Raw genomic sequence first — 15,551 nt, 5'->3', positions numbered from 1 at the left:
GCTTCAGGCCTCAAGATTATGGAGTCACAATGGGCCACAAGAGCCCGCTTGCGCTCATTCCTAGAGGTCTACAGTCATGGTGCCTTTCTTTAAAGCCGCCGCCGAAGTCGATACCGAAACTAAGATCTTGCAGGCGGCGCTAAAGCTGTTTGCCAAACGGGGCTACGGCGGCACCACCACCCGCGAGCTGGCTCAGGTGGCGGGGGTGGCCGAGGGCACTCTGTTCCGCCATTTTGAGAATAAGAAGGCCATTTTAGTGGCGGTGGCCAGCCAGGGCTGGGTCGAAATCCTCACCGACCTGCTGACGGAGCTGAGCGAAATGGGCAGCTACAAGGCGATCGGTCAGGTAATGCAGCGGCGCATGCTCAACCTGCAAAAAAACTCGGCCCTGATGCGGGTGTGCTTTATGGAGGCGCAGTTTCACCCCGAGCTGCGCGAGCAGATTCAGACCGAGGTGATCGGCAAAATGATCGACGTGGCCGAAGCCTTTTTTCAGACCGCGATGGATCGCGGCGTCTACCGCCCGATGAACGCCCGCATGGTGGCGCGGGTCTTTTTGGGTATGTTCACCGTCGCCGGGTTCAGCCAGGACACCCTGGGCGACGAAGCCGCCTCGCCCCAGTCGATGAAAGAGCTGGCGGAATGTTTGACGGATATTTTCCTAAACGGCGTGCTGGCGTAGACGTCCAGTAAGCAAGACAGATGAGCCAGCGGTTTGTCGCCGGGCTGTGTAGGCCAGGTGCCGGGGGACATGTTGACAATGAGAGTCGGGGCGCAGAGGCGGGCCACACTGGCCCAGCAGACTCGGCAGGAATAGCAGATTTGTCAATAATGTAGTACAATTGAACTATAAAATACGGCGCCAGGGCGGTGATTGGGCGGATGGCAATGGCGATCGCGATGGTTCTCTGGCCGGGTGGCTGCCCAAAGGAAGGCCGGTTCTTGGGCAGTTTGGGGAAATCCTACTGCGGAAATGCAACATTTCTTTCAATTTTGTTCCTTTGAAAAATGCCATCTGGGCTTAGAATCAAGCGATAATTTCTGCCCCGCGCCCGATCGCCCAAGCCTGGCTTAAGCCGGTCAGCGCATAGCTCCAGAGGATGCTTCCCTATGGCCATCATTGCCCTCAAAGCCTGGTATCTCGAAGCCTACGAGCCGGTGCGGGAGCTAGAGCAACGCCCCCACGACCTGCGGCTGAGCAAAAATAGCCTGCTGAAGTCGGCGCTGCGGGCCGATTTCTTGGACGACAGCGCCGATGTCAAGCAGTCGGCCTGGTTTCAGCGCTATCTCGATGGCGAAACCGTGGAGTTTTACATTGAGGGCAGCGGCGGCTATGCGATCGCCAACATCGATCTGATCAGCCACGAGATCTACTTCACCAAACAGGAGGTGATGGCCCACCTGGAGCCGATCATCTACTTCTGCTACCAGCAGGAGTACGGCGAGTCGGCGGAGGTTCTGCATCAGGGGCTGATGGCGGCGGTAGAGAGCCTGAACAAAAAATCTCGCGTTGCCCTCAGCCTGGAGGTGTCGCACCGGCTCAGCGACGGCCCCGCTCGCCTCAACAGCGCCCTCACCCGCAAAATTCGCAAGTCGCTGCTGTTTGTGGCCGACGGCACCCCAATTGTGGCGGTGGAGGGCAACACCACCCTGCTGGTGCCCAGCCCCCACGTGTGCGTGGAGATGGGCTATGCCCTCCAGGCCAAGCCCGCCGAGCAGATTTTGCTGGCCCAGATGGAGCGATCGGATCTGGTGGGGCAGTATCCCTTTGATTTGCCCGCGCAGAATCGACTGACCTTCAAAACTAAGGCCGAGGTGGCCAAGCAGCTGCCCAGGGCGCTAGAGCAACACTTATCTCGCTTTAATCTTTGGGTTTAGGGCGATCGCTACATTGAGTCCAAGCATTTTTGATGGCTGGCATGCCCTGGTTAACCGCAGCACGGCGCTGGCTGAGGCATTGCCCTACTCTAAGAAAGCCCCCTGCCCGATCTGACCCTTTGCCCTGAGGAGCCCCCATGCTGGATGCCACCGATCTACTGAGAATGCTGCACCCGTTTATGGCCGTTACGCTGGTCATGCCGCTGATTGGCGTTGCGGTGTACTTTGCGGCGCAGACGCGCCAGCGGCGGTTAGCCGTAGTCAACAAAACCAAGACCGCGATCGCTCCGGTGGTGGGCAGGGAGCACGTCCGCGTGGGGCAATGGCTGGCTGGGGCCGTCGTCAGCCTGGTGCTGCTGGGGCTAGCCCACCCGATTTTCAAGACCATTGTGAGTGACAATGCCTGGGCCAGCGACCCGTTTCGGGTCATTTTTGTGGCGGCGATGTACGCCTTTACCATTGCCACTCTGGTGCTGCTGTATCGCTCTGGCGCGCCCCAGTGGCGCGGCGTATTCGCGACGCTGACTGGCATGGGGCTGTGGCTGTTGGGCATGCAGCCGGGGGTGTTTCGGCGCGACTATGAGTGGTATCTCTCCCACTTTTACTTTGGTATGGCGGCGGCCATGCTAATGATTTTTGCCCTGGCCACCCTGCCCGAAATCTATAAATCTAAGCGCTGGCGGCTCGCCCACGCGGCCCTCAATACGGTGGCGGTGCTGCTGTTTATTAGCCAGGGCGTGACGGGCGTGCGCGATCTGCTCGAGATTCCGCCGCAGTGGCAGGAACCCTTTATTTACAAGTGTGATTTTGTGAATAAGACCTGCTAGGGATGGCGATCGCCCGCCCCTCCAAGCCTGCTCCAGGCAAAAGCCGCTTCATCCCCGCCCAGCTATACGGCTGGGTGGGTCATTGTCATGACCTAGCATTTCTGCAACTTCCCCCTTAAATTTATTACCTAGGACAAATGAAGGCCTTGGCATGCTCAGCTTGTTGCTCTTATGTGAGCCAAGCGATCGCCCATACCCCCGAATTGACAGTCCTGATCAGTAGGCATTTGGGTTGCAGCTGCGATCGCAGCTGTTACACGGTGATGGCAGGAATAGAGATTTTAGGGCGACACGCTGTACAGCACCAGGCTGTGGGGTTGTAGGGTAATGTCCTGGCCGCTGGGCAACTGTTCTGGAGCAAGGGTGCCACTGCCCATCCAGTCTGGCTCAGCCGAATCAAGCACCTTTTGCCATGATGTATCTGCGATCGGGGGCTGCACCGTAATCGGGTTTGCGTTGAAGTTCATCAAGCACAGCGCGCGATCGGCTCCATGCCAGCGATGCCAGCCCACCAGCTGCTTATCCTCATCGCTAAACGCCTCAATGGTGCGCTTCTTTCGCTCCAGCAGGGCCGGCAGCGTTTGCCGCAGCTGGATTAGGCGCTGGTAGAAGGACCAGAGCACCTGATGGTTTCCCTGCTGGCGCTGCTCCCAGTTCAATTTGCTGATCGAAAACGTTTCAAACGCTTCTGGGTCCAGCGGTTTTTCCTCAGTATGAAAATACTCAAATTCCTTTTTACGCCCCTCTCTAACCATCTCAATTAGCTCTGGATCGGAATGGCTAACAAAGTAGGTGAACGGTGCTTCTTCGCCATATTCTTCACCCATGAACAGCAGCGGAATAGAGGGCGACAGCAGCACGGCCCCAGCCGCTAGCTTGAGAGCCTCGAACGAAACAAGCTTTGAAAGCCGATTCCCAGGCAACTGATTGGCGATCTGATCGTGGTTTTGGATGCAAACGACAAACTGAGCAGGCGATCGATCCACCGCCGAGCGACCATGAAGTCGGTGGCGGTGCGGCGCATATTTCCAGTCATAGACAAATGACTCTTGATAGGCTTTGGCTAAATGTTCGCATCGGCCAAAATCTTGGTAGTAGGCGGTATCAGCTCCTGTGAGCAGGGCATAAAGAGCATGGTGAAAGTCATCGGCCCACTGGGCGTCTAAGCCGTATCCACCCAATTCCACCGGACGAATCAGGCGCGGATCGTTGAGATCGCTCTCGGCGATTAAGTGCAGCGGGCGTCCGATCTGTTGTTCAAGCGCCGATACTTTAGTCGCCAATTCCTCTAGGAAATGAATTGCTCCTAGGTCATAGATTGCCTGAGCCGCATCGATTCGCAATCCGTCAAAGTGAAAATCGCGTAACCAGTACAGCGCATTTTCCAAAAAGAAATTGCGAACAGCGGGGCTATGGGCATCATCAAAGTTGAGCGCGTTGCCCCAAATTGCGCGGTATTTTTCGGTATGGTAAGGGCCAAAGTCGTCGAAATAGTTACCCTCGGGGCCGAAATGGTTGTAGACCACATCGAGCAAGACGGCTATGCCCTGCTGATGACAGGCATCAATTAGGTGCTTGAGCTGTTGCGGCTGTCCATAGGAATTTTGCACCGCAAAGGGAAATACGCCATCGTAGCCCCAGTTGCGGTAAGCCTCGTGCTCCGTAGACCGATCGCCCGCAAACTGAGCGATCGGCATTAGCTCGATCGCATTCACGCCCAGGGCTTTCAAATCGGGCAGGCGAGGAATAATCGCCTCAAAGGTGCCCTCCGGGGTAAAAGTGCCGACATGGAGTTCGTAGAGAATTAGCTCGACCAGCGGCTGATTCTGCCAGTTTTGATCGCTCCAGTCAAAGTTAGGATCCACCACCTGAGACGGTTGGTGAACGCCTTGAGGCTGAAACTGAGAGGCCGGGTCGGGCCTGAGCGTCTCTCCGTCTAGCTGGTAAAGGTACCGGGTTCCCGGTTCAACGTCGGCTGCGGTGGCCTGCCAATACCCGTCCGCTTGTGCTTCTAAGGGGAGTAGGCGTTCTGGAGAACCCAGAATTTGTACGGCAACAGTTTTTGCCTTCGGTGCCCAAACTGTAAATTCGCAGCATCTGTCTTCTAGATAATGAGCACCAATTCTCATACGAACTCGCTTTTCTATATGGCTCGATGATGTAGCTGCAAGAATTCTGGAGATTTTGAGCCTCCACGGCATCTATCTGGCGGTATGCTCCCCCAAAACACGAGCTATGGGCGATTTTACTGGCGGGGAATTACTACGTAGACTACGGCACAAGTTTATTGACTATTGCCGATCACAAGGGGGCAGGGGAGCTATGGGAGTTAGAACAGTGGCTTGATTTTCGCCCAGTTGTACCAGGCCGCGATCTCTGAATCAGTTTCTTGCTGTCAGGATTTATGTCCTATCCTCCACCTACTGAGAATAAACCGGTTGAACGTCATATTGACAGCCGTGATAGGAGGGGCAGCTAGGCCAAAGCAGCCCATCATAGTGGCTCAGGGAAGCAGCGCTACAATCTAGGCACTGCTGGGGTAGTTGTCCATCCGTAGGGTCAATGGTAAGTAAGACGATCGCCAAGAGTTTGTCGCGGTGGGGTCTGCCCCGGTGGGGGTGGCTGAGTCTGGGGCTGGGGCTACTGGCTCTGCTGTTTTTTGATGCGATCGTTAATCTCCAGGCCGAGCGCCTCTGGTTTGCTGAGGTCAACTACCTGGAGGTGTTTTGGCTGCGGCTCCGGTCGCAGCTGCTCCTCGGGCTGGTCCCCATTGCGCTGACGCTGCTCTTTACCTGGAGCAACCTCAGCCTGGCTGACCGGGCTAAACCCCTCGATGTACCGAGCGATCGCGACTCCCGAGCCCGCAGTCTGGGGCTAGCTGGGCTGCTGGTGCTGGGGGCCACCCTGAGCTTTCTCGTTGGGGTGCAGCTGATTTACCAGGGGCAAATTGCCAGAGACTTTTGGCAGCAGACGTCGACCCTCTACGACTCCAGCACGCCGCTGCCCCTGTGGCCCAAGCTACAGCTGTTTAACGTTATTGGCCAAATTTTTATTACCCAGCCCTGGCTGATTCTGGCCCTGGGCATCAGCACCGTGGCGTTTTTAATCTACCCCCGGCAGCTGGGGCGGCTGGCGGCGGTGTTCATGAGTCTGGGCTATGGGCTCATTTTGGCGAAGCAGTGGCCTACCCTGCTGCTGGCGCTCAACCCGGCCTCCTACGACAGCGTAGACCCAATTTTTAAGCGCGATATTTCCTTCTATATTTTTCGGCTGCCGGTACTGCACCTGCTGGAGTTTTGGGTGATTGGCACCCTCTTTTTTACCCTGGTCAGCGTTTATCTGGTCTATCTCCTCGTCAACAACACCCTCAGCCAGGGGCGGTTCTACGGCTTTTCGCCACCGCAGCAGCAGCACCTCTACACCCTGGCGGGGCTGTTGTTTTTGGCCACCAGCTTTAGCCACTGGCTGGGCCGCTACGAGATCCTCTACTCCCGCGAAGGGGTGGTGTACGGGGCCGGGTACACCCACATTCACGTACTGCTGCCCGCCAGCTGGGCGCTGGCCCTGTTTACGCTGATTTTAGGGCTGGTCTTTACCCTGCGCGGGCGCCTGGAAGTACCGGGCTATATCAACCCCATGGGGCGATCGCGGGCCAGGGTGCAGACGGCGCCCCTGGGCTGGGGGGCAGGCTTTGGCCGCACCAGCCTGTTGGTCAAGGGCATCTGCGGCTACCTGGTGCTGACGGTGCTGGGGCTGGTGCTGGCCCCACTGGTGGTGCAGCGGCTGGTGGTGCAGCCCAACGAGCTACAGCGCGAGCGGCCCTTCATCACCGACTCCATTGCGCTGACTCGGGCGGCCTTTGACCTGGAGGCGATTGAGTCGGAGCCCTTTGACCCCAGCGGCGATCTGACCACTGCCGACTTGGAAAACAACGACCTCACCCTGGAAAATATTCGCCTCTGGGACCCGCGCCCGCTGCTGGAGAGCAACCGCCAGCTCCAGCAAATTCGGCTGTACTACGAGTTTACCGACGCCGACTTCGATCGCTACAGCATTCTGAACGATCAGCGCCGCTCGGAGCGCCGCCAGGTGATGATCTCGGCGCGGGAGCTGAACTATGAGCGCGTGCCCGACATCGCCAAGACCTGGGTCAACGAGCACCTGGTTTACACCCACGGGTTCGGCTTCACCATGAGCCCGGTGAATACGGCAGGTCCGGATGGGTTGCCCACCTACTTTGTGCGCGGCATCGACAACGTTCCCAGCAGCGAGGAGGTGCGCCAGAGCATTCCCATCGGCGATCCGCGCCTGTACTTTGGCGAGCTGACCAACACCTACATCATGACCAATACCCAGGCGCTGGAGCTGGACTACCCCAGCGGCAACGAGAACATCTACACCACCTACCTGGGCCGGGGCGGCATTAACCTGGAAAGCGGCTGGCGGCGGCTGCTGTTTGCCCGCCACCTGCTGGACTGGCGGATGCTGTTTACCGAAGACTTTACCGGCGACACCCGGCTGCTGTTTCGTCGCAACATTGCCGATCGCGTGCGGGCGATCGCGCCCTTTCTGCGCTTTGACACCGACCCCTACCTGGTCACCGTCGACATTGGCGATGCCTCCAGCCAGTGGGGCACTGGTCCCAGCCACGGCAGCCGCGCTCCGGCGAGTATCGACTTCGATGCGTTTCGCGATCGCGACCCCAGCTTTATTGCCGAAAACTTCAACTCCCAAACCGGCGAGAACTACCTCTACTGGATTGTTGACGCCTACACCGTCAGCGGCCGCTACCCCTATTCCGACCCCGGCAGCAACGACTTCAACTACATTCGCAACTCGGTCAAGGTGGTGGTCGATGCCTTCAACGGGTCGGTGAGCTTTTTTGTCTCTGAACCCAGCGATCCCATCATTCAAACCTGGAGTCGGCTGCTGCCCGGCATGTTTGAATCCCTGGAGGCGATGCCAGAGACGCTGCGCGCCCACATTCGCTACCCCCAGGATTTGTTTTCGGTGCAGGCCGACTCGCTGATGACCTACCACATGACCGACCCGCAGGTGTTCTACAACCGAGAAGACCAGTGGCGCGCCCCCAGCGAAATCTACGCCAACGAGTCGCAGACGGTGGAACCCTACTACCTCATTATGAAGCTGCCCCAGGAGGATACCGAGGAGTTTGTGCTGCTGCGGCTGTTTACCCCAGCCCAGCGCAACAACCTGATCGCCTGGCTGGCGGCCAGGTCCGACGGCGATCGCTACGGGCTGCGGCTGCTCTACCGCTTCCCCAAGCAAGAGCTGGTGTTTGGCCCCGAGCAGATCGAGGCCCGCATCAACCAGGACCCCGAAATTTCCCAGCGCATTTCCCTGTGGGATACCCAGGGGTCGCGGGCGCAGCAGGGAAATCTGCTGGTGATTCCGATCGAGCAATCGCTGATCTACGTCGAACCGCTGTACCTGGTGGCCGAGCAAAATCAGGTGCCGACCCTGACGCGGGTGATCATGGTTTACAAAAACCGCATTGCCATGGCCCCGACCCTGCAAGCGGTGCTGTCGGCGGTGTTTTTAGAAACCCCCGCCCCTGCCGCCCCCATTCTGCGCGACCTGAACGAAGATGCCCCTGACGACAATCCTCTCCCCGGCCTGATCGACATCGAGACGCCCTCCGGCGCTTCGGCCAACGGGGCGGAACTGGGCCTGCCGGACGTCCAGCCATAGCGCCGGAGTCTGCCGCAGACGACTAGGGCTGATCTAAAAATTGGGCGATCAGCTCTTTGGCGGGTTCCACCATGGCCCAGGTGCCGTCGGCCTGGCGGCGAAGGGTGGCAAAGGCTACGCTGTCACCGCTGCCGATGGGGTCGCCCTGGGCGCGATCGCCCATCTGCACCTGCCGCAGCCCGCAGAGGCGAAACAGGTAGGCGGGCACGTCGGGGCTCGACAAAATCACGCACAGATTTTCGCTCCCCTCGGCGGGCTGGACTTCGCCGTCAAAGGGCATAAACACCCGATTCCCTCGAATGTCCAGGGTGATGTCCCCCAGGCCGCTCTGCACCTCGTAGCCGGCCAGGCGATCGCCCGGCTGCAGTGCCCACTTTTGCGACAGGGTGACGTTGCGGGGGCCAGGGGCATCGGCAGGGGCCGAGCAGCTTGCCAGCCCGCCAAGCAGCACCAGGGCCAATAGCCCCCTACCCCACCAGCCCTTACCCTGCCCGCGATCGCTCACCACTGTGCGTCCCCGCTGTACACCCTGCTTACCTTCCGTGACCCGCAACGGAGTAAAGATACATTTGAACTAAAGTTCATCCATACTGAATTATGCCACGGATCGTTTAGGGCGGCACAGGTTCCTGGCCCAGTGCCATCGCGTGGGGCGAAGGGAAGGCGCTAGGATGAGAACGCTATTGTGAAGGCCTGCCGTGTTTATCAGCGTTGTTACCCCCGCCTATAACCGCAAACCCATCCTGGAAAAATGCCTCCGCGCCCTGGAGCAGCAGACCTATGACCCGGCGCTCATTACCGACTTCGAGCTGGTGGTGGTAGACGACGGCTCGACCGACGGCACCCAGGACTGGCTGCGCCAAAACGCCGCTGAATTTCCCCACGTGCGGCTGTTTGAGCGCGATCACGGGGGGGCTGGGGCAGCCCGCAACTACGGCGTTGAGGTGGCCCGGGGCGATGTGATCGCCTTTATAGACAGCGACGTAATTTTGGTGCCGGGGGCGCTACAGGCCCACGCCCAGGCCCTGACCGACGCCTACCAGCGCCTGGGCGATGACCGCGTTTTTACCGCCGGTCGCTTGGTCAACACCGCCAACTTTGAGCAGCCCACCGCCGAACCAGCCAAGGTCACCGACTTTTCCAACGCCTTTTTTGATACCGCCAACGTGGCGATCGCCAAGCACTGGCTCACCACCGCCGGGCTGTTTGACCTCGACTTTCGCCTCTACGGCTGGGAAGATTTAGAGCTTGGGGTGCGGCTCAAAAACTTGGGCGTGTCGATGGTCAAGGTACCCGAGGCCACCGGCTACCACTACCACGCCCCCTTCTCCCTCGATCAAATTCCCAAAATGATTGACCAGGAAATTCAGCGGGGCCGCATGGGAGCGCTGTTTTACCAAAAGCACCCCACCCGCGACGTCAGGATGATGATTCAAATGACCTGGCTGCACCGCATTTTGTGGGGGCTACTCACCGCTGGCGGCACCCTCAACGAAAAGACTATGGCACCGCTGCTGCGCTGGCTGATTGACCAGGGAAAACCGGCCCTGGCCCTGGAACTTGCCCGAATTTTCCTCAACTGGTACACGGTGCAGGGGGTCTATGCCGCCTACCGCGAAATGCAGCAGGAAGGTTAACAGACGGCGGAGCCATGCTGCCTGAGCTGGCGGGGGAATATTGATGCAGCCTATCGGCTACGCGCGATCGCGCCAATTCTAGACCTACCCGCCGGTAACCGCCTGCTCCAGCTTGAGGATGAAGCCCCTGGAGCCAGCTCCAAAGCCAAGGAGGCCGATGCATGACGCCAATCCCAGCCTCGTTTGAAGCCCAGCTAGATGCCTCCCCCATCACCCGCACCATGGGGCTGCTGTGGCTGCTGTCGGCGGGGCTAATTGCCCTAGACGGCTTCGACTTTTTCATTATTGGGGTGGCGATGCCGTTTTTGCAGCGCCACTTTGGGCTGGGGGCCACGGCGGTGGGGGCGATCGCCACAGCGGCGGTGGCCGGGTCTCTGGTCGGCTCCCTCACCCTGGGGCCGATTACCGATCGGGTTGGCCGCCAGCTGATGCTGATTGTGGATGTGGCCATTTTTGTGGTCGCCACCGCTGGCACCGCCCTGGCCTGGAATGTCGCCTCGCTGATTGCCTTTCGCTTTTTGGTGGGGGTGGGCATTGGGGCCGACTACCCGATCAGCGTGTCCTACATCACCGAGAATGTGCCGGCCCGCCACCGGGGCCGCATGGTGATTGGGGCGTTTACCTTCCAGGCGGTGGGGGCCTTGCTGGGGGCGGTCACCGGCCTGGTGACCATTCACCTGTTTCGCACCCTCTACCCCGACAGCGACCAGATGGCGATTCACTACGCCTGGCGCTGGATGCTGGGGGTGGGGGTTGTGCTGGCGGTGGCGGTGGCGATCGTGCGGCTCAGCTTTGGCCTGGAGAGTCCCCGCTACTACATCAGCCGGGGCGAATACGCCGAGGCCTCCAAAGCCGCGACCCAGCTGCTCGAAACCCCGATCGCCATTACCCCAGCGCTAGAGCCGCCGGTCTCAGGCGATCGCCCCACCTACGGCACCTTGTTCGCCCCCGCCCATCGCCGCCGCACCATCCTGGCCTCGGTGCCCTGGTTTCTGCAAGACATTGCCACCTACGGCATCGGCATCTTTACCCCGGCCATTATCGGCGTCCTGGCCTTTGCGGGTGAGGCCGACTTTATGGCCCGTGAGATGGGTGCGGCCCAGGGGGCTGCGGCGGTGGATGTGTTTTTGATTTTGGGGTTTCTCGGCGCGATCGCGCTGGTCGAAACGCTGGGCCGCATTCGGCTTCAGATCCTCGGCTTTTTGGGCATGGCGGTGGGCCTGGGCATTCTGGCCGCCTCAGGGCTGTTGCCCACCGGCAGTCGCGGCGAGATCGGGCTGGTGCTGGCGGGGTTCCTGGTGTTTAACCTGATGATGAATGCTGGCCCCAACGCCACCACGTTTTTGCTCTCAGGGGAGGTATTTCCGACCGCTATGCGAGCCACAGGGGTAGGATTTGCGGCGGCCTTTGCCAAGGCCGGGGCGGTGGTGGGCACCTTTGTGCTGCCCATTTTGCAAAAGACCTGGGGGGTGCCGCCATTGTTGTTGGCCCTGTCGGGCTGCTGCGTTCTAGCGGCGGTGGTGACGTTTATTTTTCAGATTGAAACCAGCGGCCAGCCCCTAGAAACCGCAGCGGCGGCGGAGATCAAAACGGCCAGCTTGGCCCCTGATTAAACGCTAACCCCGCTTTCCCCAGGGGCTAAACGAGGGGAAGCGGGCGGTGTCAAAAAAATCTTGCCCATTCTCCTCCTTCTCCATTCTCCTCCTTCTCTAACTTCTCTAACTCGGCCTCGTCCCAACTGCCGATTAGCCTGAAATCGTAACAAATTGCCATGCCCGAGTGGTTACAAGGTACGCCAGGAGGCGGGCTTGAACCGCCGACCCGAGGATTGGCAGACCTCCAGGTTATCGGCCAGGGTTTGGTCAAAGGCATGGAGGTCGCAACTAGCCCCACGGCTACCCACCAGGCTGTCCGCCCTAGGACATCACGAATTTGTTATGGAGGTGACTTTAGTGCCGCTATGGCATAGCTTGCTCTGGCAGTACCGGGTTGGCCTTCAAAAGCGTGCGCAGAATGTAGAGCGATAAAAGTGCGGCAAAAAAACACCACACCGAGACGAAGGCATAGCTAAAGATCAGGGAACTCATCAGAGCAGACGCTGCAATTAACATCCCCCAAATTCTGATATCTGCATTGGAGGAGATAAGCAATGGAATAAAAATTATCAGCGCGTAGAGTAGGCGAGTAAACACATTCGGTATGACCTCCCCAATAAATCGGGCCTGATACTCAATGGAGCCCTGCCTGACCGCGACCGATAGCCAGTCATAGTGAATGACCAGGGGCAGGTAGAGCAGCGCTCCAGCCAGTGCCCCTGCCAGCAAAAAGCCGCGACACACCTGCTGAATTCTCTGATTGGGTTCGAGTCGTAGCGCAATGTAAGGGGGCCAAACGAGCCAAAACCAGTGGGAAAAAAAGAAGAAACGCCAATGCACCAAAATGCATGGCGACGGCATTGTTGGCGTGAATGCCCGACCAGATAACCCCCTCAAACCCCTGCTGGATGCCAAAAGCCAGGGGCACAGCAGCAAAGGGTAAATAGGCCGTGTTGGAGAGCGCCACTCTAATGCAATAGACGCCGACCGGAATTAGAACGGCACTGGCGGCAAAGCTAACCGAAGCTGAAAAACACACGGGTTGATCCTCGCCTTATCGCATTTGAGACTGTTCAAATTGTTGACCCACGTAGGTGAGCGAGTCCGTCAGGTGTTTGTGAAAATAGTTCCAGCCAATATCAGGCCCCGACATGCCGTGCCCACCGGGGAAGATATGAAAGACATTGCTAATTCCCATTTGCTCCAAGGTCTGGTGAAAGGTCTGGCTTGAGGTTCGCATATCGGTGTCTAAGCCATTGTCGCCCGCATCCATGTAGATGTGAAGGTGGTGGAGTGAACTGGCTGGCAGCTGTTTGATAAAACTTTCAGGACTGTTTTGGGCACCGCTGCTATCGGTAAAGTAGCCGCTGTGGCTAAAGAGAATGCCGTAGCTGTCTAGATGTCTGAGGCCAATGTTGACGGCCCCCCACCCGCCGGAAGACACTCCGCCCATGGCCCAAAACTGAGGCCCCGGCAGGGTGCGGTAGTGGTCTTTAATCTGCTGTACCAGTTCAGAGCCAATCAGCGTACCGAGCTTACCGTTAGGGCCGTCAAAATATTGCGGATCCCATAGATAGCTGGAGCCTCGGTTGTCGTTGCCATCGGGCATGACCACAATCGCAGAAGGCAGCTGATGGGTGGCGTAGAGTTGCTGCAACACCTGGGCAATGCCGTACTGGTCGGCGTAGGCCCTTAGATCATCGTGCCCCCCGTGAAGCAGCACAATGACGGGATAGCGCTGGTCGGGGTGCTGGTCATAGTCAGGGGGCAAAATCACGCCGTACTGACGGTTTGTGCCCATGGCCTGGCTATAAAAGCGCTCAGTCTGCATCGGCAGCGCCGCGAGGGCTTCACTCTCCGCCGCAGGAATAGAATCAGCACCGACGGAGAGGCGATCGTAGAGGGCTAATCCACCTATGGTTAATAGGATTGCTCCGGCTAAACTAATACCCAATTCCTTGACTTTCATGGCGTTTTTCCCTCCCTAGGGTTGTGGAATCAGCCCGCTTTTGAGAAGGGCTTTTGAGCCAATCTCATAGGCTTAATTTAGGGAGGATGTGTGCCAATTCTGCGGCAGAGCAATGTCAGATGTTCTAAAGAAAAGTGATCAATGTCCCTGTGATCTACAATCACACCGTATCCCCTTCTGGTTTGAGGGGATGACCCTGAAGTATTTCCTTAACCTGCCTTAGCCAATGCTGTTGCTCTTTGAGTATTTCAAGGATGGTGACTACCTCTTCTTCCCGCAAAAGGTTCATCTTGTCATGCAGCAGCTCAATCTCTAGGTCGGCTTTCATAGTGATTTCGTAGCTCACGAGAAAAACCTTGCATAGGTTCAGCAGAATAGAGTCAGCAAAGGGATGACAAAATTGGAGCGGTCCTGGGGTGAACCAGCCAGGTGGGGAAGCACCTGGCCGATAGTCCCAGAACTTTCCAGCCTCCTAGGGGAAACGGTAGCTGTTGCTATCGGGGGCAACAGAGCGGAGCTGCAATCGCACGCCATTGAGATAGCCGCCGTCCTGCGCGGTGTTGGCTGGCACATAGCCGCCCTGAATGGCCGCTGCAACGAGGCTGTGAGCATCGACCTTGTTCTGGGCGTAGGCATTTTCGAACTGTCCGTAGCTCGGGATGCCCTGGGCCTGGAGGCCACCCTCATAGGCCAGGTTGACCAGTTGAAACGGAGTAAGATTTTGGGTTAGCGACACCGTTGTGGTGCCACGAGGTGCAGATGGAGCTGGGGTTTGGGCCTGGGCCACCATAGGGACAGCGGTCACGACCATCAAAGACGCTAAACCTGCCAAAATTTTATCCATGGATGTACCTCTTTGAAGGGATATGAGGTGATGAGGAGCGAACATTTTTGTTATAGGTAAACCGTATGGCAATCCTGTCGCCGTGCCGTGTCATTGGGGTAGCAGGACAGGCCGCCGCCGAGTTGTAACTGACCCGGTGGGTTCCTGATCGCAGGCCGAGGCAACTGCACTGCCTGATTGGCTGACAAAAGCTTTGATCTAGGCTGGTGTTGAGCGAAGCGTAACCCAACATCAGTAACGGTTTTTTGGGATTACGCTAAAGCTAACTCACCTACGGCAGCATAAAGGTCGTGGGGTTTTGTCAGTTAACCAGCCTCGCTGCTTTCAGCGGCAAGTTCCCAATCTTCAAGCTGTAAACCATCTACGCGATCGAACTCTCGCGTGTTGTGGGTGACTAAAGTTAGATTGTTTACCTGGGCGATCGCGGCTATTTGCAGGTCATAGGGGCCAATAGGAGTTCCTAGATTGGCAAGATTTGCTCGAATTCTACCAGCCGCCAAAGCCGCCCCATCGTCAAAGAGGAGCGAAGTAAATTTCCCTAAAAACAGCTGTTGCCGCTCTAGCGTTTGGGCTGGATTTTTGCTGCGCAGGGCACCGTAAAAAAGCTCAGCTTTAACTACTGAGCAAATAGCCATAGCGTCAGTTGGTGTAGACAGTAGGCGATCGCGCACTAAAGTCGAGCGCCCATTCAAAAACATGACGCATACGTTGGTATCGAGTAAGTAGAGCATGCCTAATCGAAAGCTCCGGTCAGCTCATCATCCAGGACAACCGAAATGCCCTGTCCATCAGTCACAATTGGGTCATCAGCGCAGATGCCGTATAGCGCTGATAAGGACGTTTCTACAGGAGTTAAAGCCTGTACGGGTTGATATATCACCATCACGTCTAAATCTCGGTCGGCCAACCCGACAGGCAAATCGAGGCGCAGAATGCCATCTTGCCCAACGTGCTGCCGCACTTTAATACTTTCCATAAGGATCATCTCCCTTGCTGTATTTTTTACCCTGGTCTGGGTTTAATTGGCTGTTCTTCTTTCCCGTCAGCCCAGGCTGAGTCTGCTCCACACTCCCCAGGCAAAGTGGCTCG

15 protein-coding genes are annotated in these 15,551 nt (G+C 57.8%); 6 read left to right on the top strand and 9 right to left on the bottom strand.

The genetic code is table 11. From position 1 onward, the window contains the following. Positions 1-76 precede the first annotated feature (76 nt). The 3 genes from LEPTO7104_RS0127875 (at position 77) to LEPTO7104_RS0127865 (ending at position 2,705) form a co-directional block, all read left to right on the top strand. Positions 77-682, top strand: a complete 606-nt coding sequence (locus LEPTO7104_RS0127875) for a TetR/AcrR family transcriptional regulator (RefSeq protein ID WP_017301881.1) — start codon at positions 77-79, stop codon at positions 680-682. A 428-nt stretch (positions 683-1,110) separates the two neighbouring features. Then, on the top strand, positions 1,111-1,878 hold the full coding sequence (locus tag LEPTO7104_RS0127870; protein ID WP_017301880.1) for a hypothetical protein: 768 nt from the start codon (positions 1,111-1,113) through the stop codon (positions 1,876-1,878). A 137-nt stretch (positions 1,879-2,015) separates the two neighbouring features. Further along, entirely contained in the window at positions 2,016-2,705 is a 690-nt protein-coding gene (locus tag LEPTO7104_RS0127865; protein WP_017301879.1) for a DUF4079 family protein, read from the top strand. A 281-nt stretch (positions 2,706-2,986) separates the two neighbouring features. Here the strand turns inward: LEPTO7104_RS0127865 and treZ are convergent, their stop codons facing one another. Beyond that, the gene (treZ, locus tag LEPTO7104_RS0127860) at positions 2,987-4,834 is read right to left on the bottom strand and encodes a malto-oligosyltrehalose trehalohydrolase (RefSeq protein WP_026073149.1); all 1,848 of its coding nucleotides are present in this window, start codon (positions 4,832-4,834) and stop codon (positions 2,987-2,989) included. Positions 4,835-5,267: 433 nt separating this feature from the next. Here treZ and LEPTO7104_RS0127855 point away from each other — a divergent pair, with 433 nt between their 5' ends. After that, positions 5,268-8,417, top strand: coding sequence for a UPF0182 family protein (locus LEPTO7104_RS0127855; protein WP_017301877.1), 3,150 nt, complete (start codon positions 5,268-5,270; stop codon positions 8,415-8,417). Positions 8,418-8,439: 22 nt separating this feature from the next. Here LEPTO7104_RS0127855 and LEPTO7104_RS0127850 read toward each other — a convergent pair whose 3' ends face one another. Then, positions 8,440-8,970, bottom strand: a complete 531-nt coding sequence (locus tag LEPTO7104_RS0127850) for a hypothetical protein (RefSeq protein ID WP_155523820.1) — start codon at positions 8,968-8,970, stop codon at positions 8,440-8,442. A 145-nt stretch (positions 8,971-9,115) separates the two neighbouring features. Here LEPTO7104_RS0127850 and LEPTO7104_RS0127845 point away from each other — a divergent pair, with 145 nt between their 5' ends. Further along, entirely contained in the window at positions 9,116-10,054 is a 939-nt protein-coding gene (locus LEPTO7104_RS0127845) for a glycosyltransferase family 2 protein (protein WP_017301875.1), read from the top strand. A 161-nt stretch (positions 10,055-10,215) separates the two neighbouring features. After that, the gene (locus LEPTO7104_RS0127840) at positions 10,216-11,667 is read left to right on the top strand and encodes an MFS transporter (RefSeq protein ID WP_017301874.1); all 1,452 of its coding nucleotides are present in this window, start codon (positions 10,216-10,218) and stop codon (positions 11,665-11,667) included. Between the two features lie 345 nt (positions 11,668-12,012). On the opposite strand, the gene LEPTO7104_RS35675 is transcribed toward LEPTO7104_RS0127840, so the two are convergent. The 7 genes from LEPTO7104_RS35675 to LEPTO7104_RS0127805 form a co-directional block, all read right to left on the bottom strand. Continuing rightward, positions 12,013-12,393, bottom strand: coding sequence for a DUF6629 family protein (locus LEPTO7104_RS35675; protein ID WP_225887064.1), 381 nt, complete (start codon positions 12,391-12,393; stop codon positions 12,013-12,015). Continuing rightward, positions 12,320-12,688, bottom strand: coding sequence for a DUF6629 family protein (locus tag LEPTO7104_RS43825; RefSeq protein WP_422879841.1), 369 nt, complete (start codon positions 12,686-12,688; stop codon positions 12,320-12,322). Before LEPTO7104_RS43825 ends, LEPTO7104_RS35675 begins: the two co-directional genes overlap by 74 nt. A 15-nt stretch (positions 12,689-12,703) precedes the next feature. Continuing rightward, positions 12,704-13,618, bottom strand: a complete 915-nt coding sequence (locus LEPTO7104_RS0127825) for an alpha/beta hydrolase (protein WP_026073148.1) — start codon at positions 13,616-13,618, stop codon at positions 12,704-12,706. A 160-nt stretch (positions 13,619-13,778) separates the two neighbouring features. After that, positions 13,779-13,946 (bottom strand): hypothetical protein, encoded by a 168-nt coding sequence (locus LEPTO7104_RS0127820; RefSeq protein ID WP_155523818.1) that lies wholly within the window; start codon positions 13,944-13,946, stop codon positions 13,779-13,781. A gap of 144 nt (positions 13,947-14,090) precedes the next feature. Next, positions 14,091-14,462, bottom strand: coding sequence for a hypothetical protein (locus LEPTO7104_RS35670; RefSeq protein ID WP_225887063.1), 372 nt, complete (start codon positions 14,460-14,462; stop codon positions 14,091-14,093). Between the two features lie 305 nt (positions 14,463-14,767). Further along, a complete protein-coding gene (locus LEPTO7104_RS0127810) occupies positions 14,768-15,193 on the bottom strand; it encodes a type II toxin-antitoxin system VapC family toxin (RefSeq protein ID WP_026073147.1) in 426 nt (141 codons plus the stop codon). Between the two features lie 2 nt (positions 15,194-15,195). After that, positions 15,196-15,438: a hypothetical protein gene (locus tag LEPTO7104_RS0127805; RefSeq protein WP_040697745.1), complete on the bottom strand. Its 243-nt coding sequence runs from the start codon at positions 15,436-15,438 to the stop codon at positions 15,196-15,198. Positions 15,439-15,551: the final 113 nt, after the last annotated feature.

The organism is Nodosilinea nodulosa PCC 7104 (assembly GCF_000309385.1).
Classification (GTDB): Bacteria; Cyanobacteriota; Cyanobacteriia; order Phormidesmidales; family Phormidesmidaceae; genus Nodosilinea; species Nodosilinea nodulosa.
Note: the sequence above shows the minus strand (reverse complement) of the source record. Positions and strands in the feature narration are given on the sequence as shown.

Excerpts from the sequence above, each read along its gene's own strand:
- LEPTO7104_RS0127875 (WP_017301881.1), top strand. The coding sequence starts at position 77 with ATGGTGCCTTTCTTTAAAGCCGCCGCCGAAGTCGATACCGAAACTAAG.
- LEPTO7104_RS0127870 (WP_017301880.1), top strand. The coding sequence starts at position 1,111 with ATGGCCATCATTGCCCTCAAAGCCTGGTATCTCGAAGCCTACGAGCCG.
- LEPTO7104_RS0127865 (WP_017301879.1), top strand. The coding sequence starts at position 2,016 with ATGCTGGATGCCACCGATCTACTGAGAATGCTGCACCCGTTTATGGCC.
- treZ (WP_026073149.1), bottom strand. The coding sequence starts at position 4,834 with ATGAGAATTGGTGCTCATTATCTAGAAGACAGATGCTGCGAATTTACA.
- LEPTO7104_RS0127855 (WP_017301877.1), top strand. The coding sequence starts at position 5,268 with ATGGTAAGTAAGACGATCGCCAAGAGTTTGTCGCGGTGGGGTCTGCCC.
- LEPTO7104_RS0127840 (WP_017301874.1), top strand. The coding sequence starts at position 10,216 with ATGACGCCAATCCCAGCCTCGTTTGAAGCCCAGCTAGATGCCTCCCCC.
- LEPTO7104_RS0127825 (WP_026073148.1), bottom strand. The coding sequence starts at position 13,618 with ATGAAAGTCAAGGAATTGGGTATTAGTTTAGCCGGAGCAATCCTATTA.
- LEPTO7104_RS0127820 (WP_155523818.1), bottom strand. The coding sequence starts at position 13,946 with ATGAAAGCCGACCTAGAGATTGAGCTGCTGCATGACAAGATGAACCTT.
- LEPTO7104_RS35670 (WP_225887063.1), bottom strand. The coding sequence starts at position 14,462 with ATGGATAAAATTTTGGCAGGTTTAGCGTCTTTGATGGTCGTGACCGCT.
- LEPTO7104_RS0127810 (WP_026073147.1), bottom strand. The coding sequence starts at position 15,193 with ATGCTCTACTTACTCGATACCAACGTATGCGTCATGTTTTTGAATGGG.
- LEPTO7104_RS0127805 (WP_040697745.1), bottom strand. The coding sequence starts at position 15,438 with ATGGAAAGTATTAAAGTGCGGCAGCACGTTGGGCAAGATGGCATTCTG.